General features: G+C 66.0%; 21 protein-coding genes. 11 read left to right on the forward strand and 10 right to left on the reverse strand.

The genetic code is table 11. The features are described from left to right. The first annotated feature begins 28 nt into the window (after positions 1–28). From AC1D09_RS15680 to AC1D09_RS15695, 4 genes are all read left to right on the forward strand, one after another. A complete protein-coding gene (locus tag AC1D09_RS15680; protein WP_477660993.1) occupies positions 29–802 on the forward strand; it encodes a 2-keto-4-pentenoate hydratase in 774 nt (257 codons plus the stop codon). A 102-nt stretch (positions 803–904) separates the two neighbouring features. Next, positions 905–1708, forward strand: a complete 804-nt coding sequence (locus AC1D09_RS15685; RefSeq protein ID WP_477660992.1) for an isocitrate lyase/PEP mutase family protein — start codon at positions 905–907, stop codon at positions 1706–1708. 161 nt (positions 1709–1869) lie between these two features. Beyond that, positions 1870–2325 carry a carboxymuconolactone decarboxylase family protein gene (locus AC1D09_RS15690; protein ID WP_477660991.1) on the forward strand — a complete coding sequence of 152 codons (456 nt, stop codon included), beginning with the start codon at positions 1870–1872 and terminating at the stop codon, positions 2323–2325. Between the two features lie 8 nt (positions 2326–2333). Beyond that, on the forward strand, positions 2334–3233 hold the full coding sequence (locus AC1D09_RS15695) for a sigma-70 family RNA polymerase sigma factor (protein WP_477660990.1): 900 nt from the start codon (positions 2334–2336) through the stop codon (positions 3231–3233). A gap of 20 nt (positions 3234–3253) precedes the next feature. Here AC1D09_RS15695 and AC1D09_RS15700 read toward each other — a convergent pair whose 3' ends face one another. From AC1D09_RS15700 to AC1D09_RS15715, 4 genes are all read right to left on the reverse strand, one after another. Next, a complete protein-coding gene (locus AC1D09_RS15700) occupies positions 3254–4438 on the reverse strand; it encodes a DUF1501 domain-containing protein (RefSeq protein WP_477660989.1) in 1185 nt (394 codons plus the stop codon). Between the two features lie 13 nt (positions 4439–4451). After that, positions 4452–6011, reverse strand: coding sequence for a DUF1800 domain-containing protein (locus AC1D09_RS15705; protein ID WP_477660988.1), 1560 nt, complete (start codon positions 6009–6011; stop codon positions 4452–4454). A 158-nt stretch (positions 6012–6169) separates the two neighbouring features. Continuing rightward, complete coding sequence (locus AC1D09_RS15710; RefSeq protein WP_477660987.1) at positions 6170–6577, reverse strand: DoxX family protein; 408 nt, start codon at positions 6575–6577, stop codon at positions 6170–6172. Positions 6578–6657: 80 nt separating this feature from the next. Then, positions 6658–7560 (reverse strand): LysR family transcriptional regulator, encoded by a 903-nt coding sequence (locus AC1D09_RS15715; RefSeq protein ID WP_477660986.1) that lies wholly within the window; start codon positions 7558–7560, stop codon positions 6658–6660. A 190-nt stretch (positions 7561–7750) separates the two neighbouring features. On the opposite strand from AC1D09_RS15715, the gene AC1D09_RS15720 reads away from it, so the two are divergent. From AC1D09_RS15720 to AC1D09_RS15745, 6 genes are all read left to right on the forward strand, one after another. After that, positions 7751–8644 (forward strand): alpha/beta hydrolase, encoded by an 894-nt coding sequence (locus tag AC1D09_RS15720; RefSeq protein ID WP_477660985.1) that lies wholly within the window; start codon positions 7751–7753, stop codon positions 8642–8644. A gap of 2 nt (positions 8645–8646) precedes the next feature. Then, positions 8647–9591 carry an ABC transporter permease gene (locus tag AC1D09_RS15725; RefSeq protein WP_477660984.1) on the forward strand — a complete coding sequence of 315 codons (945 nt, stop codon included), beginning with the start codon at positions 8647–8649 and terminating at the stop codon, positions 9589–9591. Beyond that, positions 9588–10409: an ABC transporter permease gene (locus AC1D09_RS15730; protein ID WP_477660983.1), complete on the forward strand. Its 822-nt coding sequence runs from the start codon at positions 9588–9590 to the stop codon at positions 10407–10409. Before AC1D09_RS15725 ends, AC1D09_RS15730 begins: the two co-directional genes overlap by 4 nt. Beyond that, positions 10406–12079, forward strand: coding sequence for an ABC transporter ATP-binding protein (locus tag AC1D09_RS15735; RefSeq protein ID WP_477660982.1), 1674 nt, complete (start codon positions 10406–10408; stop codon positions 12077–12079). The genes AC1D09_RS15730 and AC1D09_RS15735 overlap by 4 nt, the downstream gene beginning before the upstream one ends. A gap of 17 nt (positions 12080–12096) precedes the next feature. Beyond that, entirely contained in the window at positions 12097–13656 is a 1560-nt protein-coding gene (locus AC1D09_RS15740) for an ABC transporter substrate-binding protein (RefSeq protein ID WP_477660981.1), read from the forward strand. 120 nt (positions 13657–13776) lie between these two features. Then, the gene (locus AC1D09_RS15745) at positions 13777–14910 is read left to right on the forward strand and encodes a C45 family autoproteolytic acyltransferase/hydolase (protein WP_477660980.1); all 1134 of its coding nucleotides are present in this window, start codon (positions 13777–13779) and stop codon (positions 14908–14910) included. A gap of 3 nt (positions 14911–14913) precedes the next feature. Here the strand turns inward: AC1D09_RS15745 and AC1D09_RS15750 are convergent, their stop codons facing one another. Beyond that, a complete protein-coding gene (locus tag AC1D09_RS15750; RefSeq protein ID WP_477660979.1) occupies positions 14914–17187 on the reverse strand; it encodes a Nal1-like putative serine protease in 2274 nt (757 codons plus the stop codon). Between the two features lie 411 nt (positions 17188–17598). Between AC1D09_RS15750 and AC1D09_RS15755 the strand changes: the two genes are divergently transcribed. After that, a complete protein-coding gene (locus tag AC1D09_RS15755) occupies positions 17599–17886 on the forward strand; it encodes a hypothetical protein (RefSeq protein ID WP_477660978.1) in 288 nt (95 codons plus the stop codon). Between the two features lie 50 nt (positions 17887–17936). Here the strand turns inward: AC1D09_RS15755 and AC1D09_RS15760 are convergent, their stop codons facing one another. The 5 genes from AC1D09_RS15760 to AC1D09_RS15780 are packed head-to-tail and all read right to left on the reverse strand — an operon-like array spanning position 17937 to position 25034. Beyond that, entirely contained in the window at positions 17937–18341 is a 405-nt protein-coding gene (locus AC1D09_RS15760; RefSeq protein WP_477660977.1) for a hypothetical protein, read from the reverse strand. Positions 18342–18343: 2 nt separating this feature from the next. After that, complete coding sequence (locus AC1D09_RS15765; protein WP_477660976.1) at positions 18344–20722, reverse strand: tetratricopeptide repeat protein; 2379 nt, start codon at positions 20720–20722, stop codon at positions 18344–18346. A gap of 54 nt (positions 20723–20776) precedes the next feature. Continuing rightward, positions 20777–21460, reverse strand: coding sequence for a methyltransferase domain-containing protein (locus tag AC1D09_RS15770; RefSeq protein ID WP_477660975.1), 684 nt, complete (start codon positions 21458–21460; stop codon positions 20777–20779). Positions 21461–21470: 10 nt separating this feature from the next. Then, a complete protein-coding gene (locus tag AC1D09_RS15775) occupies positions 21471–23057 on the reverse strand; it encodes a tetratricopeptide repeat protein (RefSeq protein WP_477660974.1) in 1587 nt (528 codons plus the stop codon). 33 nt (positions 23058–23090) lie between these two features. Then, the gene (locus AC1D09_RS15780; protein ID WP_477660973.1) at positions 23091–25034 is read right to left on the reverse strand and encodes an Ig-like domain-containing protein; all 1944 of its coding nucleotides are present in this window, start codon (positions 25032–25034) and stop codon (positions 23091–23093) included. Positions 25035–25042 lie beyond the last annotated feature (8 nt).

The raw sequence follows: 25042 nt of genomic DNA on the forward strand, positions 1-25042 counted from the left end.
CGCCCACTCCCTCCTCTACCCGACAGCCATGCCCCTCACCCCTGAACAGATCACGCAAGCCGCCACGGAACTGGCCGCCCGGCGCAACAGCGGCAAACCCGGCGCCCGCCTGCCCGAAAGCTGCCGCCCGCTGGAACTCGAAGACGCCTGGCAGGTGCAGCTTGCCGTCACCCGCAGCCTGGGCCAGGCCGTGGGCAGCTGGAAGGCCTCGCCGCCCAGCCCCGGCAAGCTGGTGGTGGCGCCGATTTACCAGCCCGCCATCAGCCGCGCCGCGCTGTGCAGCGTGGTTTTTCCGGCGGACCGAGACCTGGGCAGCGTGAAGGTCGAACCCGAGCTGGCCTTTGTGCTGGCGAAAGATCTGCCCGCACGTGAGCAGCCTTACACCGAGGCCGACATCGACGCGGCTGTGGGCAGCGTGCATGCCGCGCTCGAGATCTGCGCGAGCCGCTATGCCGATTCGGCAGGCTTGCCCTTTCCTGAAATGCTGGCCGACGGCCTGGTCAACAACGGCCTGTGGCTAGGGCCTGAGCTGGTGGCACCCGAGGCCGCGGCCTTTGAACTGGGCTGGCAGGCCGGCGATGAGCCCCGGCAAACCGCCCAGGCCCGGCACCCCAACGGCGACCCGCGCGCGCCGCTTTACTGGCTGGCGAATTTTCTGCGCGAACGCGGCCTGGGCTTGCAGGCCGGCCAGGCCGTCATCACCGGTTCCTATGCCGGTGTGCTCACGGTGCCGGTCGGCCAACCCCTGAAGTTCGACTACGCGGGCCTGGCCCGTTTTGAGCTGGAATTCCGCAGGGGCTAAGCGCTTTCCCCAAGGTGCTGGGTATATAGGGCAGGAAATGGCCGGCCTGGACGCTGCGCCTTGCTAAGCTGGCGGTTTACTCTTTTCCAGCGGAGACCGCCCATGCAAGCCCAACATCACCAGCAATTCCTCCAACTCCACCAGGCCGGCAGCTTGCTGCTGTTGCCCAATGCCTGGGATGCCGCCAGCGCGAAGATTTTTGAGGCATCCGGCGCCAGCGCCGTCGCGACCAGCAGCGCCTCGCTGGCCTGGGCCAGCGGTTATGCCGACGGCGGCGCGCTGCCGCCTGAAGAATTGCTGCACGCCGTCGGCAACATCACACGCGTGCTGAAAGTGCCGCTGACCGTGGACATGGAAGACGGCTACAGCGCCGACCCGGCTGAAGTGGGCCGGCTGGCCGCCGAACTTGCGGGCAAAGGCGCCGTGGGCATCAACATCGAGGACGGCAGCGATGCACCCGCGCTGCTGGCGGGCAAGATAGGCGCCATACGCGCCGCACTCAAAGGCAAACCGCTGTTCATCAACGCGCGCACCGACGTCTACCTGCGCCGGCTCAAGGTCGAAGGCAGCCCGGCCCAGGCCAGTATTGAGCGCCTCAAGCTTTACCAGGCTGCCGGCGCCGACGGCGCTTTTGTGCCCGGCCTCACAGCCCTGCCCGAAGCGCAGGAGATCAGCGCGGCCGTCAACATGCCGCTGAATGTGATGGCCATGCCCGGCCTGCCTACGATTGCCGCGCTGCAGGCGGCCGGCGTGCGGCGCCTCAGCGTGGGCCCGAGCCCCTTCCAGGTGGCGTATGAACATGCCAAAACCAGCGTCGAGGCCTTGCTTAAACAAGACCTGTCGCCGCTGCTGGGCCCCAAGCTCGACTATTCGGCGATGAACGCCCTGCTGGCGACCGACCGCTGATTCCAGGCGCCATCCCCACCGCCATCGCCTGAATCCCCCGGGGTTCAGGCGATTTTTCATTGAGGGGGCTTTTTTTTGAGGGCCAGGCGTCACAAACGGCAAGGCAGGATCGTCAATACGGTGTGACACCCAATTTTTAAACTTCTTTAAAGGAAAACACCATGACTGCCACCACTGCAACCACCACCGCCAACACCGCCCCCGTCCGTATCGACCTCGCCATTCCCGAGGTTTTCCCCGCCCTGCTCAAGGCCAGTGAAACCATAGGCAGCCTGGGCCTGGACAAAAAGCTGCACCACCTGATCCACCTGCGCGCCTCGCAGATCAACGGCTGCGCCTTCTGCGTGAAGATGCACCTGCGCGAAGCCCGTGAAGACGGCGAAACCCAGGACAGGCTGGACCGCCTCGTCGTCTGGGCCCATGTGAGCGACTTCAGCGAAGCCGAAAAAGCCGCGCTGGCCTGGACCGAAGCGCTGACCGAGCTCGACCACAAGACCGACTACGCCAGCCTGCGCGGCCGCCTGCGCGCCTTCTTCAGCGACAGGGAAATCGGCGCGCTGACCGCTACCATTGGCATGATCAACCTCTGGAACCGCATCCAGGTTTCGGCTCACTAAGGTTCATCATGGCTTCTCACATCGACCCGACCGCCGTGTTTGAAGAAAGGCGCAGGCATTTGTTCGGCCTGGCCTACCGCATCCTCGGTTCGCGGGCCGATGCCGAAGACGCCGTGCAAGACGTTTTCATCAAATGGCTGGCGGCCGACCATGCCAGCATCGCGACGCCGGCCGCCTGGCTCACCACCCTCTGCACGCGGCACTGCATAGACATGCTGCGCGACGCCCAGCGCAGCCGGGTCGACTATGTGGGCACCTGGCTGCCCGAACCGATCCAGACCCGCACCGACGAAACGCCGGAAACGCATGCGCTGCTGGCTTCATCCCTGAGCATGGCTTTTTTGCTGCTGCTGGAGCGGCTCACGCCCAAGGAGCGCGCCGCCTACCTGCTCTACGAGATTTTTGACACGCCCTACCCGCAGATCGCGGAGATGCTGGACATGGAAGAGGCCGCCTGCCGCAAGCTGGTCTCGCGCGCCAGCGTCAACATCGCTCAGGGCAAGGTGCGGCACGTGACGCCGCCCCAGGTGCAGGACGGCCTGCTCAACGCCTTTCGCGAGGCCATCACCGCGGGCAGCACCGAGGCGCTCGCCAGCCTGCTCTCGGACGACATCGCCGTCTGCGCCGACAGCGGCGGCAAGGTCAGCTCCATCGAAGGCGTTTTTCAGGGCAAGGGCAGTGTGCTCACGCTCATCAGCACCCAGCTGGCGCGCTACTGGGCCGCCTACGAATGGCTGCCCTGCGAGATCAACGGCGGCCACGCCATCCTGCTGCGCGCGAACAACGGCGAGATCGCCGCGGCCATCACCTTCGCCTACAACGAGGAAGGCAAGGCCACCAACATCTACATCATGCGCAACCCCGACAAGCTCGACGGCCTGGCCTTCGGGCCCGAGGCCGTGGCCTAGGGTGCCCACGGCCGGGCGCGTCAAACCAGCCCCAGGTCCCTGGACTTGATGCCGGAAAAGATCTGCTCGGTCTGCGCCGGACCCAGCCCGTACAGGCGCGCCATCAGCCCTCCCAGCACCGCACGGTAGTCGTTCAGCACCTGGAAGTCGCGGTTCTGAAACAGCGAAGGCGCATCAACCTTGAGCTGTTCGCCGGCGATCTTGCCGCCGCGCAGGCCGCCGCCCAGAACCCAGTACACCGTGCCATGGCCGTGGTCGGTGCCGCGGTTGCCGTTCTGGCGGAAGGTGCGGCCGAACTCGCTGAGCACCACCACCGTCGTGTCTTTCCACATCGCACCCATTTCACTGGCATAGGCCGCCAGGCCGCGGCCGAGTTCGTCAAAACGCCCGGCCAGGTAACCGGTGCCCGCGCCCTGGTTTACATGCGTGTCCCAGCCGCCCACGTCGACAAAGCCGATGCTGTAGCGCTCTTTCATCAGCCGCGCGATGCGCCGGGACTCCAGCTCAAACCCCTTGGCGGAGATCGCGTTGCGGTTGGCCGCGTCCATTTCAACGGACATCTCGCGCATCACCTCGTCGCGCACCGTGAATCCTTCGTTCACCGCCGACGCCAGCGCGGTGTTCTGGTACATGGCGGAAATGATCTGGCTTTGGCGCACATCGAGTGAGGGCCTGGCGATGGCCTTGAGCGCCGTGTTGGGCACGCGCGCCGTGCCCTGGAACACCAGCGGCAACTGGTCGGTAAAAGCCATGGGTTCGGCGCCGCGCAAGGTGGCGGCCAGCCGGTTCAGGAAACCCGAGCGGTAGTTCCTGCTCTGGTCCAGCGGCTGGCCCAGCTCTATGCTGTCCTGTGTTTCAAAGTGGCTGCGAGAGGTGTCGGGCGTGCCGGCAAACGGGATGAACGCCGCCTCGCCTTTCTGGAACATCGGGTAAATGCTCTCACGCAAGGCCGGATGCAGGCCCCAGTCGCCGTCAAGGGGCAACGCGGTGTTCTGCTCGGCCGACGGCTTGGGGATCGCGATGTCACGCCGCGCCTCGTAATAAAAGCTGCTGCTTACCGGCACCAGCAGGCTGGCCGCGTCATAGCCGCCGCGCAAAAACACCAGCAGAAAGCGCGGCTGGCCGCTGCCCGCGGCAAACAGGCGGCCGCCCGCCAGCGACATGGCGCCGGCGCCCGCGGCTTTGACAAGATCGCGTCTGTTCATGGGGCAATTCCTTTCAGCGGTTCATCATCTCGGGAGACGACAGCAAAAAAGTGTTCCATTCCTGCGGCGAAGCGGCCTGCTCCAGCGCCTTGCGTGTGGCCGGGCTCAGGGTTTTGGCCACCGACTGGTAATACAACGCATTGGCAAGCTGCGGAAAGGCCGCGCGCTCCACCGGCTGCGGCCCCTCGGTCTTGAAGAGCCCGGCGTTGCCCGAGCCGATCGCCTTGGCAATCTCAAAGCGCGTGGCCATCTGGCCCGGGCTGGCCCAGGCCGATTCAGCCAGGGAGTAGCCGTCGGGGGTCTGGCGGCCATACAGCGGCTCGCCCATGCGATTGAGCCAGTTCATGATGGGCCCGGCATTGAGGATGGGCTTGTCGTCATAGGCCATGCGCACGGCGGAAATCACGTAATGCATGGGGTCTTTGAACTTGCGGCCGGCGCCCTGCGCGAACTCGCTGGAGCCCAGCAGCGTTTTGAGCGTGGCGGCGATGTCCCCGTCGCTGCGCTGGAAGGTCTGGCTCATGCGATCCACCAGCGCCGGCGGCGGCACATCCGCCAGCCAGTACTGCGCCAGCTTGCGGCTGATGTAGCGGGCCGTGGCCGGGCTGCGGGCGAGGCGGTCGATGGCTTCGTCCACCTCTGGCAGGCCTTTGGCGGTGATGGGCTTTCCCAGCAACTGCTTGGCGCCGAAATCATGCCGCGCCGGGTTGAACTCGAACAGCCCGCGGCGTACATAAAACGCCTGCAGTTCGGGTTTCAGCGTTGGGTTGTTTGCCTGCAGGTTGATGCCCACCCCCGTCAGCACGCGGGCCAGCTCCTGCACGTCGTGCTGGCTGTACCCCCCGTCCACACCCAGTGTGTGCAGCTCCATCAGCTCGCGCGCGAAGTTTTCGTTGATGCGGCCGGCGGCGTTCTGCTCATTGTCCAGGTAGCGCAGCATCACCGGGTGGTACACCACCGCGCGCAGCAGTTCGCTGAACTTGCCCAGCGCCCTGGGCCGCACCGCCGTCTCCTCGTAGTCGCCCAGCATGGGACGGATGTTGCTCTTGTAAAGGTGAACGCTGAAGTGGTTCATCCAGAACCAGGTCATCTGCTCCTGCACCTGGTTGCTGGAATACAAGGCCCGCAGCACATGCCGCGTGGCGGCCTCACGCCCCAGGCGGTTCATCTCGACCTGGAAGCCCTGCTGGGCCGCTTTTTTTTCCTCATCATTGGCCAGCGCATTGGCCTCCTTGTTGCGCTGCTCCAGCTCCTGCACCAGCGCGACCACGGGCCGCTGGCTGATCGTCATGGCGCCGATCTGCGCCGCCACCGCCTCGGGCAGCTTCGCCGCGCCGGGATGAAGCTGCTCAGCCAGGTAGGCGTCAAACCCTTTGGGGGCGATCTGCTCCACCGACGAAGGAGAGGCCCCCCAGGTCACGCGGTTGACCCACAGGTAGCCGTCAGCTGTGGCAACTTGCCGGCCTTTATCCGATGTATCCGCGCCGGGCGCCGCGCAACCGGCCAGCGTCAGGGCCAGAGCCAGGCAGGCCAGGCTGCGGGGGGAAAATCGGTAGAGGGGGTGCTGGGTCATAGGTCACGGGTCTTGTCATAGCGGCCAACAACGGCAGCCCATCCCTGCACAACGCCTCAGCAGGCCGCGGCGACTACGCCGGCTCCGGCCCGGCGCTGTAACAACACGTGCCGCGGCTGCGCCCCAGACAGCCCACCCGCTGGCATCAAAAAGGCCGCCTATTTTTTGCCGCGCAGCGCGTCAAGGCCCCATGCGCCGCCGCCCGCAGCGGCCATGAACAGGAAGACAAAGCAGAACAGCACGGCCGACTCGCCGCCGTTGAGCATGGGCGAGAGCACAAAACCCTTGGATGCATGGCCGATGAAATAGGCAAAGGCCAGCAGGCCCGACAAGACAAAGGCCACGGGCCGCGTGAACAGGCCGACCAACAGCAGCGCGCCGCCAAAGAGTTCCAGGATGCCGGCAAAGCCGATCAGCGACAGCACCTGCAGCCCGTCGAAATAGGCCACGTGGGGAAAGCCCAGCAGCTTGGCCGTGCCATGCTGAATAAGCAAATAAGCCGAAACAATGCGAAGCACCGACAGCGCGCGCGACGTGAGTTGTGGGTTGTTGTTGGCAAACGCCATGGGAATCCTCCGTTAAAAGGATGTGTGACGGGGGCGCGGTGAAAAAGTTCAGCGGGCGAGTCAGAAAGTTCCCAGCCGCCTCAGCGTGCGGCGGGCACCGCGCTTTTTTCGGCCAGCAGCTGCACCAGGTGCTGGCGTATCACCGAAGTGATGTGCTCGCGCTTGCCCTGCTCCAGCATGCCGATCAGCCGCGTCGGGGGCCGGCCCGGCAGCGGCAGCACACGCAGCAGCGCGTCATTGGCCCAGTCGGCGTTCTTGACATGCGGCACGATGGTGACGCCCACGTTCTGGCGCACCAGCTCGATGATGGCCGACAGCGAGCTGAGTTCCAGGAAATCCTGCGGGGCCAGGCCCAGCTTGCGCAAGGTCTGCTCTATGCGAATGCCGCTGGGGGTGCGCCTGTCAAAGCGCAAAAAGGGTTGCTCGCGCAGCAGTTTCTTGAAGTCGCTGCCCGGCGGCGCGACCTGCGAACTCGCGACCACCGTCAGCGGCTCGGTGTACAGCGGCGTCCAGCGCATGCCCTTGCGCTCCAGCGGCGAGTCGTCGACAAAGATGGCGGCGTCGAGCTCGCCGCTTTGCACGCTGCGCGCCAGGCCGCTGGACTCCTGCATGACCAGGCGCACATTGAGGCGCGGATACAGCGGTTTCATGCGCACCACGGTGTTGGACAGCAGCCCCATGGCCGTGACGATGGAGCCCACCGTCACCGTGCCGGCGATCTCGCCCTCGCCCTCCAGGCCCTCGCGCATCTGGTCGTAGTAGCCGATGATTTTTTCGGCATGCGCGACCAGCGCGCGGCCGGCGTCCGAGAGCACCACGCCGCGCCCGGAACGCTCGAACAGCACGGTCTTGAGCTCGGTCTCCAGCGCGCGCATCTGCACCCCGACCGCCGCCTGCGTCAGCGCGACCCGGTCGGCCGCCGCGGCGAAAGAGCCGCCGTGCGCCACGACCAGAAAGGTCCTCAGGAAACGTATGGTGCTCACGCGGAATGGGCTTCAATACAAAAGAATAACTTTAGCATCTCAAAACATAATATAGATATATTTTTTAAACTGGATGGAGAACAATCCGCCTTAACAGGCTTGTGTGACGGACCGATGTCTTACCCACCCACGCTTGCAGCGCGGCCTGCAACCGGCCGCTTTCGAGTCCTATTTGTGGGTGATGATGCGTATGCCTGAAGTGCTCCCAGCGAATGCCGCAACGGCTTCAACCCTGTCCTTCGGTGAAAAACGGGCGGCGGCGATCTACGACCTGGGCCACAGCACGATTTTTGCGTCGCGCACCGACCCGCGCTTTTCCTATTGCACCTATGCGCCGCCGCATCTGCACGAGGCCAAGCAGCCCATGCAGCTGGTGGTGGTGGTGCACGGCACGGGCCGCGCCTTCACCGAGTACCGCGACGCCTTTGCCGCTTTCGCCAAGTGGAACGACTGCATCGTGCTGTGCCCGCTGTTCCCGGCCGGCCCGCAGGGCGACGGCAACCGCGACGGCTTCAAGCACCTGCGCGAGGCCGACATCCGCTACGACCAGATCCTGCTGAGCATGGTCGACGAGGTGGCGGTGAAGTTCGGCTGTGATTTCTCCAAATTCGCGCTCTTCGGTTATTCCGGCGGCGGCCAGTTCGTCAACCGCTTCGGCCTGCTGCACCCCGAACGCCTCTGGGCCCTGTCCATAGGCGCACCGGGCTCGGTCACGCTGATAGACCCTGACCAGGATTGGTGGGTCGGCGTGCGCGACTTTGAAAAACGCTTCGGCAAAGCCCTGAACCTGGCCGCGCTCAAGGCATTGCCGGTGCACATGGTGGTCGGCAAGGCCGACATGGAGACCTGGGAGATCACCCACCGCGAAGGCGGCAAATTCTTCATGGCCGGCGCCAACGCCGCGGGGCGTACACGCCCCGAACGGCTGGAGACTTTGCGCCAGTCCTTCGCGAAGGCCGGTGTGAACGTCACCCTGGACCTGGTCGACAACGTTCCCCACAATGGCCTTGCCTGCGTAGACACGGTGCAGGACTTCTTCGCAGGCGTGCTCAGCAACATGCGCAGCAAGGCGCCCAAGGCCTGACCATGCTACGTTTTGCGCTGGCCCGCCTGGTGATGGCGATACCGACCCTGCTGATCGTGGCGGTCGCGGTCTTTGTGCTGATACGGCTGATTCCCGGCGACCCGGCCCAGCTGCTGCTGGGCGACCTGGCCGACCCGGTGCGCCTGGCCGACCTGCGCGCCCAGCTCGGCCTGGACAAAAGCTGGCCGGTGCAGTTCGGCATCTGGGGCCGCCATGTGCTGGGCGGCGACCTGGGCGTGTCCATCACCACCGGCGAGCCGGTGCTGCAGCTGGTGCTGAGCCGCTTTGTGGTCAGTGCGCAAATCGTGCTGGTGGCGGTGTTCTTCGCCACCCTGGTCGCGGTGCCGGCCGGCATGATCGCCGCCTGGAAACAAAACCGCCTGCCCGACCTGGTGCTGGTCGGCGCGGCGACGCTGCTGGTGTCTATCCCCACCTTCTGGCTGGGCCTGTTGCTGCTGCTGTTTTTCGGCCTCAAGCTCGAATGGCTGCCGGTGGTCGGTTATGTCTCGGTCATGAACGACTGGAAGTCCGGCCTGCTTTACCTCTTGATGCCCATCCTCACGCTGTTCCTGCATGAAATCGGCGTGCTGATCCGCATGGCCAGGGCCAGCACGCTGGAAGTGCTGCGGCTGGACTACATCACCCATGCGCGCGCCAAGGGCCTGTCCGAGCGCGCCGTGCTGGTGCACCACGCTTTTCGCAACTCCTTCGGCCCGACCTGGACCTTGATAGGCCTGGTGCTGGGCAACCTGCTGGGCGGCGTGGCCGTGGTCGAGACCGTCTTCACGATTCCCGGCCTGGGCCGCCTGCTGGTCGACGCGATCTTCGCGCGCGACTACCCGGTGATCCAGGGCTGCCTGCTGCTGGTGGCCGTGATCTATGTGGTCACCAACCTGGTGATTGACCTCTGCTATCCGATCTTCGACCCCAGGGTGCTCGCGGAATGAAAAAGTTTCTCACCCCGCAGGCCCTGATCGGTTTGCTCATCATCGGGCTGATCCTCGCGGCGGCCGTGCTGGCCTTCTTCTGGACGCCGCATGAGCCGCTCAAGATCAATTTCATGGCGCGCCTGAAGCCGCCCAGCGGCACTTACTGGCTGGGCACCGACGAGTTCGGCCGCGACGAGCTCTCGCGCCTGATGGCAGGCGCCTCCAACAGCATGTGGATCAGCTTTCTCACGGTGCTGTTTTCCATCACCGTGGGCACGGCCATCGGCGTTCTGACCGGCTTTGTGCGCGGCTGGACCGACCGCATCATCATGGCCTTCATCAACGCCCTGCTGGCCTTCCCCGGCCTGCTGCTGGCGCTGGCGCTGCTGGCGGTGTTCGGCGCCAACAAGTACGGCATCATCCTGGCGCTGGGCCTGGCCTACACGCCCTCCGTCACGCGCATCGTGCGCGGCACGGTGATGTCGCTGCGCGAAAAAGAGTTCATCGAATCCTCGCGCGTGCTCGGCAACTCGGAGCTCTACACCATGTTCCGCCACGTGCTGCCCAACTGCGTGGCGCCGCTCACGGTGCTGGCCACCTCGATGTTCGGCTGGGTCATCCTCGCGGAAAGCGCGCTGTCCTTCCTGGGCCTGGGCGTGCCGCCGCCAGCGCCGACCTGGGGCAATATGCTGGCCGCGGCCCGGCCCTTCATGGCGCAGGCGACTTACCTTTCCATCTTCCCGGGCCTGTGCATCGCGCTCACGCTGCTGGGCATCAATTTCCTGGGCGACGCGGTGCGCGACCTGCTGGACCCGCGCATGAGGGGCATCGAATGACGCAGCTGGTGGATGTCTCCGGCCTGAGCTTGTCCGTGGGCAAGGGCGGCCGCGAAATCGTGCGCAATGTGTCGTTCACCGTCGCGCCCGGCGAAATCGTCGGCATCGTCGGTGAATCAGGCAGCGGCAAAACCCAGGCGGCGCGCGCCATCATGGGCCTGACGCCACCGCCCCTGGTGCGCAGTGCGGGCCGCATTCTTTTTGAAGGCGAAGACATGGCAGCTGTGGGCGACGCGCGTTTGCGCAAGCTGCGCGGCGCGCGCATAGGCATGGTGTTCCAGGAACCCATGACCTCGCTCAACCCCTCGATGACGATTGGCCGCCAGCTCGACGAAGGCCTGGCCCTGCACCGGCCCGAGCTGTCGCCGGCCGCGCGACGCGAAAAAGCGCTGGCCATGCTCGCGCGCGTCGGCATCGGCGACCCGCAGGCCGCACTCAGCGCCTGGCCGCATGAATTTTCGGGCGGCATGCGCCAGCGCATGATGCTGGCCTCGGTCATGCTGCTGGAGCCCGCGCTGCTGATTGCCGACGAGCCGACCACGGCGCTGGACGCGCTGGTGCAGCGCGACGTGCTGGAGCTCATGGTCGGGCTCACGCGCGAACACAACACCGCCGTGCTGCTGATCAGCCACGACCTGCCCATGGTGGCGCGCTACACCCAGCGCATGATCGTCATGCAGCAGGGTGAAGTCGTTGAAGCCGGCGACACGGCCGCCATGCTGGCCGGCCCGCAACAGGACTACACGCGCAAGCTGCTCGAAGCCATTCCGCGCCGGCAGGCCGCGCGCACGATTGCCGATGAACAGCCCGTCATCGAGGTACGCAGTCTTGTCATCGACTATCCCGGCAAGCGCAGCCTGTTCGCCAGGTCGGCCGCCAAGCGGGTGCTGCACGGCATAGACCTGGTGGTGCGCCCGCGCGAGATCGTCGCGGTGGTGGGCGGCTCGGGCTCGGGCAAGACCACCTTGGGCCGCGCGATTGCCGGCCTGCTCAAGCCCACCGAGGGCGACATCCGTTTCCGCGGCCATGGCATCACCCGCCGCGACGCGGGCTGGCTGGACTACCGGCTCAATTGCCAGATGGTGTTCCAGGACCCGTACTCGTCCCTCAACCCGCGCATGAACATAGGCCAGCTGGTCGGCGAAGGCCTGCGCCTGGTGCCCGGCCTGTCCTCAGCCGAGAAGCAGGCACGCGTCGCCAAGATGCTCGATGAAGTCGGGCTGCAGCCGCAGCATGCGGCGCGCTATGCGCATGAACTCTCGGGCGGCCAGCGCCAGCGCGTGGCGATAGCCCGCGCGCTGATACGCGAGCCGGCTTTTGTGATCGCCGACGAGCCGGTGTCGGCGCTGGACGTCACGGTGCGCGCCCAGGTGCTGGCGCTGCTGGCCGAGCTGCAGGAGCGCCACGGCTTTGCCTGCCTGTTTATCAGCCACGACCTGGGCGTGGTCGAGCAGGTGGCCGACCGCGTGGTCGTGATGCAGGCCGGCCGCATCATCGAGCAAGGCAGCCGCGACGAGGTCTTCGACCATCCGCAGCATGCCTACACCCGCAAGCTGCTTTCCGCGATTCCCGCGCTGACACCCACCGGCCAGGGCGGCATGCAGCTCAGGTGGCGTTTTGATGACGCCGATGCGACTGCCCCCCTACACCCCCATCCCCTTCCGGCCTGATTTTTAAGGAGCTTTTGATGCTTTCCCTGCGATTGAATTTTCTGGGCGCCGCCGTGCTGGCGGCCTGCGCCGCGGCCCAGGCCCAGGCGCCCGCGCAAATCGTGGTCGCGCAGCCGGCCGATATACGCTCGACCAACCCCGGCGTGAACCGCGACAACACCACCGACGGCGTGGTGCTCAACATCGTTGAAGGCCTGGTCGCCCACCACGAGAACGGCACCATAGGCCCGCTGCTGGCGCGCTCCATCGTCACCAGCCCCGACGGCCTGACCTATATCTTCAAGCTGCGCACCAACGTGAAGTTTCACAATGGCGAGCCCATGAGCTCGGCCGACGTGCTGTGGAGCTGGAAGCGCTACATGGATCCGAAAACCGACTGGCGCTGCCTCAGCGAGTTCGACGGCCGCTCCGGTGTCAAAGTCACCTCGGTCACGGCGCCCGACGCGCAGACCGTGGTCATGCAGCTGGACAAACCCTCGGCCGTCTTCCTGGACAACCTGGCGCGCACCGACTGCGGCATGACGGCCGTGCTGAACAAAAAATCCGTCAAGGAAGACGGCAGCTGGGACAAACCCATAGGCACCGGCCCCTTCAAATTCGAGGAATGGAAGCGCGGCGAATACGTGACCCTGAGCGCCTTTGCCGACTACCAGTCGCCGCCCGGAACCAAACCCGACGGCTACCTGGGCCTGAAGAAGCCGCTGGTCGAGCAGGTCAAGTTCCTGACCGTGCCCGATATGTCGACCTCCAAGGCCGGCCTGCAGTCCGGCGCCATAGACGCCGGCCAGATCACCTCTTCCGACGTGCAGGAACTCAAGGCGAATAAAAACCTCACGGTGGTCGGCGCCGTCGATGCCGGCAAGAACACGCTGCTGATGCAGACCAACGACCCGCTGCTCAAGGACGAACGCATACGCCAGGCGATTGCGCTGTCGCTGGACATGAACCAGCTGGTCGCGGCCTCGTCCGAAGGCCTGGCCAAGGTCAACAACTCGGCCATCCAGGGAACTTCGGCCTTCTACAGCGCGGCCCAGAAAAAAGGCTACCGCTACGACCCGGCCAGGGCCAAACAGCTGCTGAAGGAGGCCGGCTACAAGGGCCAGCCCATCGTGATCCAGGCCAACAAGCGCGCCCATGTGCCCAGCTTCTCGGTGGCGGTGATGAGCCAGGCCATGATGCAGGCCGTGGGCATCAATGCGCAGATCGAGGTGCTCGAATGGGCGACCCAGCTGGACCGCTACAACAGCGGCAACTACCAGCTGAGCTCCTTCACCTATTCCTCGCGCCTGGACCCGGCCCTGAGCTATGAGCAGTTCTCGGGCAACAAGGCCAAGCAGCCGCGCAAGGTCTGGGACGACCCGGCCGCGCAAAAACTCATAGACCAGAGCTTTGCCGAAGCCGACCCGAAAAAGCGCCAAGCTTTGTTCGACCAGCTGCACACCATGATGCTCGCCAAGACGCCGCTGGTCATCCTCTACAACGTGACCGACTCCTGGGCCGTGCGCAAGCGCGTGTCCGGCTTCACGGTGTGGGAAGGCAAGCCGCTGCTCTGGAACACCAAGCTGGCCGCCAAGTAAGCGTTCCAGTATTCCCCATTTCTCCATCGCCTTGATGCGCGGGCAGCGCACAAGGCAGGGACAGGCACGCCTTGCGGCGGCCGTCATTCCCCTGTCAGGTCTTTTTTTCGGCAGCACAACATGGCAAACATCGAACAATTTCCCTTTATCTCGGTTTCCGGCAGCCCGCGCGAACGCGGCCTGCAATACGGCCGCCAGGCCGCCAGCCGGGTGCGCGGCAGCGCCCGCCTCTACGGCCAGACCCTGGTCAACCTGGGCTATAGCGAGCAGGCACGCACGCGGCTGATCGACTTCTTCGCCAAGGAGATCGGCGATTTCGCGCCGCACTACATCGACGAGATGCGCGGCATCGCCGAGGGCGCGGGCGTGGACTTCCAGGACATCGTGATGATCAATGCCCGCACCGAAGTGCTGGCCAAGGCGCGCGCCGAGAAAGTCCAGCAGGCCGACAAGGAGCCCGGCGACGGCTGCACCGGCGCGCTGATACTGCCCGAGCGTTCGGCCAACGGCAACCTGCTGCACGGCCAGAACTGGGACTGGCGCGCCGAATGCGTCGAAACCGCCGTCGTGCTGCGCGTGCGCAACGACCACGGCCCCGACTTCCTGACCTTTGTCGAGGCCGGCGGGCTGGCCCGCAGCGGCTTTAACAGCGCGGGTGTGTCCATCACCGCCAACTACCTCGAGTCGGACCGCGACTTCACCCAGCTGGGCGTGCCGCTGTCGCTGATACGCCGCAAGGTACTGGAGCAGGAGATTTTTTCGCTGGCCATGAAGGCCGTGGCGGCCACGCCCAAGTCCTGCTCCAACAACCTCATGCTGGGCATGGCGCAGGGTTTCGGCATCGACTTCGAATGCACGACCAACGAATCGTTTCCGATTTACCCCGGCGCCGACAACCTCATCGTGCACGCCAACCACTGGATGAGCCCGGTCGCGCTCAGCAAACTCGTGGATATGGGCATCTCCCAGTCGCCCGACAGCCATTACCGCGACTGGCGCGTGCGCAAATTGCTCAATGCCAAGGACAAGCTGAGCCGCCAGGATTTGAAGAACGCCTTTTTTGACGACTTCGGCCTGCCTTATTCCGTCTGCCGCCCGCCGCGCCTGGGCAGCCATGACAACCTCTCGGCCTCGGTGGCCATGGTCATCATGGAGCCCGCCGCCGGCGAGATGGAAGTCGCGCCCCTGCCGGCGCTGAATCGCGTGTTCACCTGCTACAGCCTGACGCAGGAGCCGCGGCTTTCGGCTGCTTGATCGCTAGAGCACCGCGGCCAGCTGGTCCAGGTCCAGCGAAGGAACAAACTTGGGATTGATATAGCGCTTGCGGATGTCGGCTTCGGAGAACTCCACCATGTCCGCGCTTTTGGCGCTGTCGCCGCCGCCGGCGATCCAGGCGCTTTCCCAGATATGGGCCAGGTTGCGTATGCCCAGGGCCATGACCTTGGCGGTGTTGCCGCCGAACTGCTCCCACAGCCCGTCTATCACCGCGCGCGAGGCGCCTTCGCCGAGCTCGATGTAGGCATCGCAGATTTCCGTGGGCGGGATCAGCCGGGCGACGTCGTCCATGAGCTTGACGGTGGCGACCGCGGCCTTGCGGCCTTCGTCAATCTTGGCCAGCGCGGCGGCCGGCTTGGCCAGCAGCTTGTCGATGGCCTCGAACAGCTCTTCGGCCTTGGCGTCAATCATCTTGGTTTCGTAGATGGAATGCACGCCCTTGGCCGGCCAGTCTTTCTTCGGCTTGCCGGTGCTGGTGACGCCTTCGGTGGCCTGGTCCTGGTAGCCGTCGGCCAGGAAGGAGCCGTGCAGCGGCTGGCAGGCGTCGCCCACATAGTGCGCCAGCAGGCCCGCCGCGGCCACATAACTCGCATAGTCCTTCTTTTCGACGTAGCCGACCATGGCCTCGTAGAACTGCCAGACCCGAAAAGGCAGGCAGCCGCGCGACTTGGAGGCCGTGGAGCCCACGCTGTCGTAAAAACCCTGCCAGTATTCCACCGCTACCCTGTCCGTGTCCTGCATGCACAGCTCGCGCAGGCTGGGCCCGTCGCCGGGGCCGGGCACGTCGATGTCGGCATAGTGCGTGGGGTGTTCCGGCCCGCTGTTAAAGCCGGTGTCGCGCCCTCCCTTGACCTTGCCGGGCTGCTTTTTCCAGATCACGTCGGGCACGTCGGCCAGGGCGATAAAACCCGTCGTGTCCTTGAGCGCCTCGTTGATCTTGCCGGGCGCGATGTCGGCGCGGTCAAAGCTGATGCGCAGCGCATTGGCCGCCAGCAGCTTGGCGAGTTTTTTGTCCTTGACCTGGCCGACCGCGACATTGCCTATGCTGTAGTGGCCGGTCGCGCCCCAATAGGGCTGGGCCGCCGTGTTGTGGGCCGAGACCAGTTCCACGTCCAGCAGCTTGCAGACGTTGCTGAGGTTGGTCGCCAGCGCGAAGTTGTAGGCGCCGCCGGCTACGCTGAAGGTCTGCGCGCCCCATTCCACCGCGAGCGGGCGGTAGCTGGGCTTGCCGCTCGGCTCCTTGCTGTCTTTACTCTCTTCGACCTTGAGGTGCCAGACCGTGCCGGAGTCGCCGGGCTGGGTCTGGTGGGCCGGGTCCTGCGGCGCGATCAGCAGATCGGCCACGTAGTCATAGCCACCCACCGATTTGTAGCGGTAAAACAGCGCCTTGATGCGCCCCTCCAGGTGGCCGGAGGCCGCGCCGAAGGCCGACACCGGGTGGTCTATCAGCTGCAGCCCCAGGTTCTGCTCGTTAAGGTCGGCCAGCGCGCCGACCTCGCCTATGCCGTAGACGCTGCTGGTCCAGTCCCGGGCGTCGTCGACCTCGACCAGGCCGACGTCCAGGTTCAGATAGGTCTGCTTGCCGGCAAAAGAGGGATAGACCTCCGTAAAGGGTAGACGCGTGAGCTGGCGCTCTGAGGCATGGCCGATTTCGACCTCCTCGCCGCGCAGCCGCGCATGGACGGGCTCGCCGGGTTCGCCGCAGACATGGCGGTTGGTCAGCGCATAAATCGTGTGGCCGTCGCTGACCAGGCAGCCGGCGCTGGCACTGCGCAGCAGGCCCTGGTTGCGGATCAGCAGCGGAAAGCCGCCGCCTATGGCCGCCTCGGGCCAGATCCAGGAGGGCAGCGGCTTGCGGGCCGGGGCCTGCGGCTCGACCTTGACGACACAGACCGGCACCACGCGGCCGTCGGGCAGATAAAGCATCTTGGGCACCATGTCCTGCGGGTGCAGCTTGCTGCTGGCAAAGGATTTTTCCTCCACCCATTCATCGACCATCACCAGCATGCAGGGCCAGGAATAGGGCCGCACCTCGGAATTGGCGAAAGTGCGTTCCACCTTTTTTTTGCCTGTGGATTTTTTGACCGGGTTTTTTGCGTCGGGCCAGGGATCGCTGCGCCGTATCAGGTACAAACCCACCGCCGTGCCCACCACGTTGCGCTTGTTGAGCATGTGCACGTGGAACTGGTTGCGCGCGTCCAGCAGGTCGCGCACGGAAAGGCTGCTGTAGCTGTTCTGGCTGCTCAGGATGTCCATGGAATTCCTCCGTGTGGTGAGGCTCAGGCCAGCAGGCATTGTGCGCAGCCGGATTGACCTGATCAATCCTCCAATAGGAGGAGAAAAACAGCTTCACCGGGCTTTGTGACGCGGCGATGTCCGGGCCGCCCTGACGGGGAAATGCAAGCAACAAAACAAGCAATGCAAAAAAAGCATGGCTAAAACAATGTCTTTCTGGCGACATTGCGAGATCATTCAAGTTACAGCAAGCCAAAGCCGTGCGTGCGAATTTGAGGGCAAAACCCGTGGCGCATGGGCCTCTTGCGGCGTCCCAAACCATGTGGACCCCATGTGTATCGCCGCTACCCGCTTCGATGCACAAACCAGGCGAAAGTCAACCCCCGCCGCCGGCAGTCACGGCGCCAGGGAAACCACAACAGGGTGAATGACATGGAAGCCATCAATGCAAGCCATGCAATGTCAATTTATCTGCCTCTCGCGCTGTATGTCGTTGTCGCCGTCATCGGCTGGCGGCTGATGAAATGGCAGCGCAAATGCAAGGCCCAGAGAGCCGTTTACTGGCAAGCCTGCTACATCAAGCTGGACAGCCTCGCCAGGTCCCACCGCCTGCGGGCCGCCGAGTTCGAGATCCAGGCCGAGAAAATCCGCCTGCGCTGGAAGCGGGAGCAACGGGCCCTGCACAAAAAAAGGTTTGACGAGATGTTCCTCAAACGGTAAGCCCGGGCTCAAGCCCATGCCGGCCATCGCGGCCGGCCGCGCCCTGGGCCTCAGTTGCGGCCAAACATCTTCTTGCCCAGGTAGCCGAGGGCGGCAATGCCCAGCAGAACGCCCCATTTGGTGTACCAGGCGGCCCACCAGGGCGGGATGCCCTCGCCAAGCGGGGATGGCGGCAGGTCTTCGGCGGCCCAGAAGTCCAGGGCCGGCCACCAGCACAGCCACAGCAGCGACAGCAGGACGGGCCAGACCGCCCGCGGAGCCAGCCGGGGAAAATCATCCCTCATCTTCCATGAAAGCCCCGTGAGCACGACCAGCACGGCCAGGCGCGCCAGCACAGAACCTCCCGCAGCCATGTCCAGGCCCAGGTAGGCTGAAAATTTCCAGGCGACAAAAGCGGCCAGCGCCACCACGGCCACAAAAAGAAGCCAGCTGTCCTCGCTGTCGACCTTGCCCATGACTACCCCCTTTTTGATGGCTGGTTTTTGTTGGCCGAAGGCCGCGAAGCGCGCGCCTTGCGGGGCGGCTGCTTTGCAGGCGGGCGTGTCCAGGCGGCCAGCGCGGCCGCCACCTCGTCGATCACGCGGCCCCAGTCTTCCCCTTCGGCCTGCCTGAACAGCCGCAGGCTGGGGTACCAGGGTGAGTCCGTCCGCTCAAGCAGCCAGCGCCAGTCCGTGTCTATGGCGGGCAGCAGCACCCAGCAGGGTTTGCCCAGGGCGCCGGCGAGGTGGGCGATGGCGGTGTCCACGCAAATGACGAGGTCCAGCTGGTTCACGATGGCGGCCGTGTCCGCGAAGTCCTCCATCTGAGTCCCCAGGGCCAGCAGCGGCTGGCCGGCCGGCGGCTCCTCGGCTTCTTCCTCACCCTGGCCTTTTTGCAGGCTCACAAAGGCCACGCCAGGCACAGCCCAGAGTGGCGCCAGGCTGGCCAGCCCGGGCAGCGAGCGGTTGCCGTCGTTGCCGTGCCCCGGGCTGCCCCGCCAGACCAGGCCGACCTTGCGCCCCGCGGCAGGCAGGCGCTCACGCCAGCGCGCCACGCGCGCCGGCAATGCGCGCACATAGGGCAGGGCCGCCTCGCCTATGGTTTCTGCCGTCACCGAAAAATGCAGCGGCAGGCTCAGCACAAAACACCAGCGGTCATGCGCGGCCAGGGCATCCTCGTCGGTGACCACCGCATCCACCCCTTCCACGGTTTCCAGCAGCGGAACCAGCGGCGCGCGGCACAACAGGGTCAGGCGGGCAACACCACGCGCCTTGAGCAGGGGGGCATAACGCACAAACTGGATGTAGTCGCCAAAACCCTGCTCAGGCCAGATCAGCAAGGACTTGCCCGCCAGCGATTCGCCCTGCCACTGCGGCCAGGGCAGCGAAGGCAGGGGAACCGCGATGGTCTTGCGCTCGGGCGCATAACGCGATTCATACAAGGGCCAGGCTTCGGCGTAGCGCCCCTGCGTCAGCAGCAGCAGGCACAGGCTGAGGCGGGCCTCCACGTAATCGGGCATGAGTTCCAGCGCACGCCTGTGCGCCGCCTCTGCCTCCCCCAGCCGCTGGTTGGCCTTCAGCATGATGCCCAGGTTGTTCTGAATCTCCGCGCGGTCAGGCTGGAGCGCCAGCGCCCGCCGGTAGGTCGCTTCCGCCTCGGCCAGGCGGCCGTCGCGCTTGAGCAATATGCCGAGGTTGTTGTGCGCCTCGGCATAGTCGGGCTTGAGCGCCAGCGCGCGGCGGTACGCCGCTTCCGCCTCGACGGGGCGCTCGCTTTCCTTGAGCAGGTTGCCCAGGTTGTGGTGGGCGTCGGCGTAATCCGGCCGGAGGTCCGTGGCGCGCCGGTAAGCCGCCTCCGCCTCGCCCGGACGCTGGCCGGCCCGCAGCAGCATGCCCAGGTTGTTCCAGGCCTCGGCGTGCTCCGGCTTGAGCGCCAGGGCCTGCCGGTAAGACGCCTCCGCCTCCGGCAGGCGCCGGGCCAGCTGCAGCAGGTTGCCCAGGTTGTTATGGGCGTCCACATAACCGGGCCGCAGCGACAGTGCGCGGCGATAGGCCGCCTCCGCGTCGGCCAGGCGCCCCTCGCTCTTGAGCAGCACCCCCAGGTTGTTGTGCGCCTCGGCGTAGTCCGGGCACAGCGCCAGCGCGCGCCGGTAGGCCGCTTCGGCCTCGGCGCTGCGCCGCTGGTGCTGGTGCCGGTTGCCCAGCTCATTGAGGACCCTGGCATCGGCGGGTGCGGAACTTGGCGCGCCGCGCTGCGCCGCCATTGCTTCACGCGGGCGCCGGCTGCTTTTCAGCAGCGCGCCGAGGTTGTTCAGCGCCTCGGCATAACCGGGCCTGAGTTCCAGCGCACGGCGGAAGGCCGCCTCCGCCTCGTCCAGTTGCCCGCGTTTTTTCAGCAGGTTGCCGATGTTGTTGAGCGCTTGCGGATAGTCCGGCCGGATCTCCAGCGCGCGCCGGTAGGCCGCTTCGGCCTCCTCAGGCCGGCCGCGCTCCTTCAGGAAGATGCCGAAGTTGTTATGGCTTGCCGCATCGGCCGGGTCCAGCGCCAGCGCGCGGCGAAACGCCGCCTCCGCCTCGCCCGGGCGCCGCTTGCCCTTCAGCACATTGCCCAGGTTGGCGAAAAAAGCGGCTCTTTCCTCCAGCGCCAGCGCCTGGCGGATCCGCTCCTCGGCCTCGGCAAGCTCTCTTTTCTGCAGGTGCACCACACCCAGCATATGCAAGGCATCCACATGGCCGCCGTCCGCCTGCAGCACCCGCAGGTAGCCGGCTTTGGCATCGTCGAGCCGCCCTTGGGTGTGGGCGGCAAGGGCGGACTGGAAAACGTCGACATGAAAAGGCAAGGCTTGCGCGCGCGTCATAAGTCCTCAGGTCCGGGTCTCAAAAAATCGATGCCCTGACCCGGCGGGCCTGGTTCAGCGGCCATCGGCGGACAAACCCGTCAGCAGGGTGAAGCCCTGGGCCGTCAGTTGCTTTTGCGGGTCCGGCAGGCGGCCGCCCTTGCCCAGTTCCGCCTCCGTGCGCTTGCGAAGCACAAACTCGATCGCCGATTCGCCGACCGGCGTCAGGGTCTGGTCGAAACGCGGCAAGCCGTAGCGAAAGCTGGCGTCCAGCAGCTCCACCTTGAGCGGCTGGGCGGCCCCGCCCAGGGTGCGCAAAAGATCCATGACATTGAGGGAGCGCCCGCTCCAGGACTTGTCCTTCCACAAGGTAAAGGTCCATTTGTGGTCGCTGTTGAAGGTGGACGGGAAACAGCCCTGTTCATACAGGTCCTCGTCCGGCACCACGCACACCAGGTGCCCGCCCGGCTTCAACACACGGAACCAGTGGCGCAGCGCCTCTTGCGGGTCCTGCATGTGTTCCAGGCAATGGGAAGAATGCACAAAGCCGAAACTGGCATCGGGCACCCCGTGCAGGTACTGCGCGTCGCCGTCGGGCAGGTCCCACTGCCTGACCTGCTCCATGCGCGGGAACAGCTCGGCGTACAGGGACACAGGGTCGGGGCCGCAACCGATGTCTATGCCATTGCCCACAAAATAACGGGTGGCGAACCTGGCGTCACCCAGGCGCCGCATCAAGGCCTTGCTCGCCTCCCTCACACAGCCTCCTTCAGCCTGCCGCGCTCAAATCGGCGCCCAGGGCCCGCACCACCGGCGACCACTCGCCCGGAGTCTTCTGGCTGAAGATTTTCAGGCCCGGGTACCAGGGGCTGTCCTCGCGCGGCGCCATCCAGCGCCAGCAGGCATCGAAGCGCGACAGCATCCAGGTCGGGCGGCCCAGGCTGGCCGCCAGGTGAACACAGGCCGTGTCCACGCTGACCACGCCGTCCAGGCAGCTCATCAAGGCGGCCGTGTCGCCGAAATCGGCGAGGTGGTGGCTCCAGTCGACGATGCCGCCCTGCCAGGCCGAGGTGGCGATGTCGGCTGCGGCCGGCCCCAGCTGCAGGCTGTGCCATTGCACGCCGCGCACCGACAGCAGGGGCTCAAGCTCGGCCAGGCACATATTGCGGCGCTGCGCCATGGTTTGCGCGCCGGAGCCGCTCCAGACCAGGCCCAGCTGCCGCATCGCGCGGCCCCGGACAACGCCCTTGGCGGAGCGCGGCATGGCCGCATAACAAAAGCGCCTCATGCGTTCATGCCAGAGCGCGATGCTCTGCGGGCTGGCCGACAGCGGGGCCGGCGGCGGCAGCTGCGCCAGCGTGCAGCCCAGGTGCAGCGGCAGGCTCAGCAAGGGCACATGCACATCGTGGCCCTGCACGCGGCCCGGCAGGGCGTCTTCCGCCGGCATCAGCGTGATGCGCTCACGCGCGGCCATGCCGGCCAGCACCGGGTGCAAGGCGCGGCGGCACACCAGCAGCAAGCCCGCTTGCGGGTGCGCGGCCCGCAGCCGCGGCAGAAAGCGCGCGAACTGCATGGCGTCGCCCAGGCCCTGCTCGGCCCAGACCAGCAAAATGCGCTCGCCCAATGCATCACCCGTCCAGGCCGGGCCGTAGTCGCGCCAGCTGCCCTGGGCCTGCGACACTTTCCAGCGCCATTCGTGCGCGGGCCAGCCGGCTTCAAAATCGCCTTCGGCCAGCAAGCCCAGCGCGCGGTTGAACTGCGCCTCGGCATAGCCCGGGTCCACCTCGCAGGCCGCCTCCACCAAAGGTTTGGCGGCGGGCCAGCGCGACTGCTCCAGTGCCACCGCCCCCAGCGCGGTGTAGGCCCGCGCCTGCGCCGCGCGATCGCCGGTGGCCAGGGCGATGTCGAGTTCGGGCTGCCACAGCATGCGCGCCTCGGCAAAGCGGTATTGCGCACGCAGCAAGGCCGCCAGCTGGCGCAGCACGGCTTCCTTGTCCGTAGGCCCCAGCGCCAGCGCCTTGCGGTAAGCCGCTTCTGTCCGACCGGCCAGCTCGGGCCGCCGCGGCTGGTCCAGCGCGGAACCCAGGTTGAACCAGTCGTCCGCGCCGCCTTCACCGCCGGACGCCTGCACCAGTGCCAGCACTTTTTCAAACGCCGCCTGGGCCTCTGCCAGCCGGCCGGCCTGAAAGGCCAGCGCCCCCATCAGCCGCCAGGCCTGCACCGACTCGGGCTGCGCCGCCAGCACCTGCCGCAGCAGGCGCTCGCAATCGTCCCAGCGCTTGTCGGCATAAGCACGGTTGGCCGCGCGCAGCGGCGTGTCCGGCACCGGGGAAACAAGCTGCCGCGCTTCACCCATCTCACACCACCGTGGTCGTCAGCAAGGTATTGATCAGCAGGTTGATGCTGTGCCCGCCGTGCTGGTACTGGTAGACGTCATAGGTCTGGCCGTCACGGTGTCACCCGCGTTCAGGGTGCTGTTCTGGATCAAGGTGGCGCTGGTCAGCGCCACGCTGGCCACCGTGGGCACCGTGGTGTCCAGCACATAGGCCTGGGAAAACACAGCCCCATGGTTGCCCGCGAGGTCGCTGACGCGCACTTTCAGGGTGTTGCTGGCGGCGAGTGTGGCGGCCAAAGTCCAGGCATTGCCTCCCACCGGGGCGCTGGCCGTGGCCCAGGTTGCGCCGTTGTCCAGGGAAACTTCCACAAGCTCACCGGCCACCATGTTGGCGCTCAGCGTGCCGGAGATGTTCTGCGCGGCTGTGGCGGTGACGAAGTCGCTGTTGGAGCTGCCGATGTCGTTCGAGAAGCTGGCCGAAGCGATGGTGGCCGTGGGGGCCGCTGTGTCATAGGCCTGGGCAGCCGCGGACTTGACGATGGTGGTCGTCAAGGTGGACTGGTAGGTAATGCCTCCCGTCCCGGAATTGACGCTCACGCCTATGTCCGCGCCTTGGGCATTGCTGGTGGGGGTCACTTCCAGGGTGTACTGGGTTGCGCTGGTCGCGGTGAAGGTGCCCTTGGTGCCATTGGTCACCGTGATGTCGGCCGCGTCGAATCCGCTGACGGCCTCGCTGAACGTGAAGGTGTAGGTGACCGGCCCTGCGGCGATGCCTGAAACCGCGGCAATGCTGTCGGTGATGGTCAGCGTGGGGGTCAGGGCCAGGGTCGCGTTCGCGGCGTTGGGGCCGGCCTCGAAACTGGCCGCGCCTTCGTTAAGCAGGGTGAGCAGGGTGGAAGCCTTGAGCGTGGAATTGCTGACGTTCAAGGCGTTCAGCAGGGCGGTGAAGGTGGCGCTCATGCTGCCGTTGGCCTGGTCCAGGCCGGAAAGCTTGGCCAGCACCCGCGCGTAGACTTCGGCGGCGCTGAGGCCGTTGGCCTCGTTGTAGTCGGCGCTCAGCACGGTGGTGACGGGGCCCAGGATGTCGCTCACGCCGACATCGGTACCGACGGAGGCATTGGTCGCGGCCACGGTTGCGGCGGAGGCGGTGGCGGCATTGGTGGTGATACCCATTTTTTGCACGGCCACTTCGGTAACGGGCGTGACGGAGATACTTTGGCTGCCACCCGTGGCGACAAAGGCGGCACGCAACACGGTGCTGCCCAGGTTTGCCGCCCCATTGCTGGCTTCGTCGCGGAAGTCGGCGGCGCTGCCGTTGGCATCGGCGATGGTGATCAGCAAAGCCTGGCCGGCGTAGGTAGCGGCCAGATTGACGGTGACCTTGCCGGTGGCGTCGGTAACGCCCGAGGCCACCAGGTTGCCTTGTGCGTCGTAGATTTTGTAGTTGAGGGACGCCGTCACCGGGCCGGCCACCGCGCCAATACTGACGGCAAAGGTGCTTGGGGCAGCCACTGCGGCAGCGGCAGCAGCGGTGCCGCCGCCGCCACCAACGGCCGCCAGGCCCAGCCCCGCGCCGGCGACGGGAAGCCAGGGCAGGCCGCCGCCCGAAGCGGCGGTCGTGGAACCGCCGGCCGTTTCGGCTGCAGGCTGCGCAGGCGCAGCAGGCTCGCTGGTGTTGGCGGCGGCAACTTCATATGCGCTATCAAGCGCAGACTCGGCGCTGGGCTCACCCTCGGATTCGCCCAGGTGCTTCTTGCGCAAGAGCTTGTCGGCAGCCTGGCGGGCCTGGCTGGAGGCGGCCTCCTGTTCCATCTGGATCGCGGCGGCGGCCATGGGCGGCTTGGCGGCTATCGCGGGCTTGGAGGCAATGGGTGCTTTGTCGGCGGCAGCCTGGACAGGAATCGGCTGCGCGGCGGCGACGACCACCGGTAATTCTGCATGCGCCGGAACTGCACGGATGACGTTGGAGGTATCGGCTTGGTGGGGCAGCTGGTTCATTGCAAATC

It is taken from the genome of Polaromonas sp. P1_A2, assembly GCF_056406895.1.

Excerpts from the sequence above, each read along its gene's own strand:
- AC1D09_RS15775 (WP_477660974.1), bottom strand. The coding sequence starts at position 23,057 with ATGGGTGAAGCGCGGCAGCTTGTTTCCCCGGTGCCGGACACGCCGCTG.
- AC1D09_RS15730 (WP_477660983.1), top strand. The coding sequence starts at position 9,588 with ATGAAAAAGTTTCTCACCCCGCAGGCCCTGATCGGTTTGCTCATCATC.
- AC1D09_RS15745 (WP_477660980.1), top strand. The coding sequence starts at position 13,777 with ATGGCAAACATCGAACAATTTCCCTTTATCTCGGTTTCCGGCAGCCCG.
- AC1D09_RS15765 (WP_477660976.1), bottom strand. The coding sequence starts at position 20,722 with ATGACGCGCGCGCAAGCCTTGCCTTTTCATGTCGACGTTTTCCAGTCC.
- AC1D09_RS15705 (WP_477660988.1), bottom strand. The coding sequence starts at position 6,011 with ATGACCCAGCACCCCCTCTACCGATTTTCCCCCCGCAGCCTGGCCTGC.
- AC1D09_RS15755 (WP_477660978.1), top strand. The coding sequence starts at position 17,599 with ATGGAAGCCATCAATGCAAGCCATGCAATGTCAATTTATCTGCCTCTC.
- AC1D09_RS15760 (WP_477660977.1), bottom strand. The coding sequence starts at position 18,341 with ATGGGCAAGGTCGACAGCGAGGACAGCTGGCTTCTTTTTGTGGCCGTG.
- AC1D09_RS15695 (WP_477660990.1), top strand. The coding sequence starts at position 2,334 with ATGGCTTCTCACATCGACCCGACCGCCGTGTTTGAAGAAAGGCGCAGG.
- AC1D09_RS15700 (WP_477660989.1), bottom strand. The coding sequence starts at position 4,438 with ATGAACAGACGCGATCTTGTCAAAGCCGCGGGCGCCGGCGCCATGTCG.
- AC1D09_RS15685 (WP_477660992.1), top strand. The coding sequence starts at position 905 with ATGCAAGCCCAACATCACCAGCAATTCCTCCAACTCCACCAGGCCGGC.
- AC1D09_RS15720 (WP_477660985.1), top strand. The coding sequence starts at position 7,751 with ATGCCTGAAGTGCTCCCAGCGAATGCCGCAACGGCTTCAACCCTGTCC.
- AC1D09_RS15690 (WP_477660991.1), top strand. The coding sequence starts at position 1,870 with ATGACTGCCACCACTGCAACCACCACCGCCAACACCGCCCCCGTCCGT.
- AC1D09_RS15750 (WP_477660979.1), bottom strand. The coding sequence starts at position 17,187 with ATGGACATCCTGAGCAGCCAGAACAGCTACAGCAGCCTTTCCGTGCGC.
- AC1D09_RS15680 (WP_477660993.1), top strand. The coding sequence starts at position 29 with ATGCCCCTCACCCCTGAACAGATCACGCAAGCCGCCACGGAACTGGCC.
- AC1D09_RS15725 (WP_477660984.1), top strand. The coding sequence starts at position 8,647 with ATGCTACGTTTTGCGCTGGCCCGCCTGGTGATGGCGATACCGACCCTG.
- AC1D09_RS15710 (WP_477660987.1), bottom strand. The coding sequence starts at position 6,577 with ATGGCGTTTGCCAACAACAACCCACAACTCACGTCGCGCGCGCTGTCG.
- AC1D09_RS15740 (WP_477660981.1), top strand. The coding sequence starts at position 12,097 with ATGCTTTCCCTGCGATTGAATTTTCTGGGCGCCGCCGTGCTGGCGGCC.
- AC1D09_RS15780 (WP_477660973.1), bottom strand. The coding sequence starts at position 25,034 with ATGAACCAGCTGCCCCACCAAGCCGATACCTCCAACGTCATCCGTGCA.
- AC1D09_RS15735 (WP_477660982.1), top strand. The coding sequence starts at position 10,406 with ATGACGCAGCTGGTGGATGTCTCCGGCCTGAGCTTGTCCGTGGGCAAG.